The sequence below is a fragment of the Isoptericola sp. NPDC057191 genome (assembly GCF_042670225.1).
Classification (GTDB): Bacteria; Actinomycetota; Actinomycetes; order Actinomycetales; family Cellulomonadaceae; genus Isoptericola.
Genome location: NZ_JBHUWC010000310.1, coordinates 1 through 1,646 on the forward strand (window position 1 = coordinate 1; position 1,646 = coordinate 1,646).

The following is a 1,646-nucleotide window of genomic DNA, read 5'->3' on the forward strand; positions in this document are numbered from 1 at the left end:
GCGCACTCTCCGGGCCGCGCCGCGGGGCGCACAGGGCGCCGGGCGCGGCCTCGTGGGTGACGACGCCGCCTGGGCCGAGCACGACCACCCGGTCCAGGTGCTCGAGCCACGGGCCGACGTGATGGTCGACCACCACCAGGGACGTGTCGGACCCTGCGAGGGCGTCGAGGACCGCCGACCGCAGCTCCGCCGCGGCGTCGGGGTCCAGCATCGCCGTCGGCTCGTCGAGGAGCAGCAGGTCCGGGGCGCAGGCCAGCGCCCCGGCGAGGGCGAGCCGCTGCAGCTCCCCGCCCGACAGCGCCGCGGTCGGTCGGTCCAGGGGGTGTCGCAGGCCGACGCGGTCCAACGACCTGCGGACCCGCCGCCGGATCTCGTCCCGGGGCAGCCCGGCGCTCTCCGGCCCGAACGCGACGTCGCGACCGACCCGCTCCGCCACGACGGCGGCGCCCGGGTCCTGCAGCACGAGGCCGACGACGCCGTCCACGTGCGACGAGCCCGACAGGTCTCCGGGCAGCGGGTCGCCCAGCGCGCCCGCCAGGGCGTGCAGCACGGTCGACTTGCCGGCTCCGCTGGGTCCGACCAGACCGACCCGCTCCCCGACCCCGATCGTCAGGTCGAGCCGGTCGAGCACCGGCCTCGGTCTCCCCGTGGGCCGCCAGGTCAGCCCCTCCAGCCGCGCGCGCGGCCGTCCGTCCGGGCGCACCACGCGTCAGGACCGCGCGGCGCGGCCGGGGAGCGCGGCGGCGTCGGCGAGGTCTCGGCCCGGGCCGAAGGCGTCGAGGACGCCCGCCCTGGCGAGGCCGCGCACGAGGGCCGCTCCGCCGACGCCCGCGAGCAGCGCGCCCGAGAGGGCGAAGCATGCGAGGTAGGCGAGGCGGAAGCCCCACTGCCACTCGGGGTAGTAGACGAACCATTCGTAGACGGCGCCGCACGCGCCTGCGGCCGCCCCTGCCAGGGCGGCGACCACCGTGCCGAACCGCCGGTACAGGAACAGGGCGAGCACCAGCTCGACGCCGATGCCCTGCACCACTCCCGAGACGATCGCGGAGAAGCCCCACCCTGCGCCGAGGAGCGCCTCGACGCAGGCGGCCACGACCTCGGTGAGCACCGCGGCGCCCGGCCGGCGGACGATCAGCCCGCCGAGGACGCCGCCGAGCAGCCAACCACCGCCCAGCAGACCCGTGGCCGGCGGGAAGACCACGACCAGGCCGGTGGAGAGCAGGTGGTAGAGCTGGGTCCAGCCCCAGAAGACGACCCCGACCGCGACGCCGAGCGTCGCCATCGTGACCAGGTCGACGGTGCGGAACCGCAGGGCCGTACGAGCCGCCCCGGGGGCGGGCGGACGGATCATGGGCGCGGACATTCCAGGTAACTCCCTTCGCCGGTGCTAACCGGAGCAGGTTCCAAGGGTCTGCGGCTCGAGCCCGCACTCTCAGCGCCCCTTCGACGGCGCTCCCCTGTCATGGGTGTCTTCAGATGTGGCGGCCGACGACGCGGCCGCAGGTCAGCCTAGGCGACCGCTCCCGGGGCGCAAGGGCGTCCCACGCGCTGAACCCGGGGGTCGGGGCCAGTGAGGACCCAGAAAATGCGAGAAGGCCCGGAACCTGAGGTTCCGGGCCTACACCTCCGGGGGGGGCTGCGGGGCC

General features: G+C 76.1%; 2 protein-coding genes and 1 riboswitch. Both genes read right to left on the bottom strand.

Annotated elements, in window-relative coordinates:
• The coding region (locus ACFT55_RS20135) for an ABC transporter ATP-binding protein (protein ID WP_380245637.1) at positions 1–631 on the bottom strand (631 nt) is incomplete at its 3' end.
• Between the two features lie 78 nt (positions 632–709).
• Entirely contained in the window at positions 710–1,351 is a 642-nt protein-coding gene (locus tag ACFT55_RS20140) for an ECF transporter S component (protein ID WP_380245639.1), read from the bottom strand.
• A 5-nt stretch (positions 1,352–1,356) separates the two neighbouring features.
• Positions 1,357–1,469: riboswitch (TPP riboswitch) on the bottom strand.
• Positions 1,470–1,646 lie beyond the last annotated feature (177 nt).

Bases quoted from the DNA above. Each gene is read 5' to 3' on its own strand.
- ACFT55_RS20140 (WP_380245639.1), bottom strand. From the start codon at position 1,351: ATGATCCGTCCGCCCGCCCCCGGGGCGGCTCGTACGGCCCTGCGGTTC.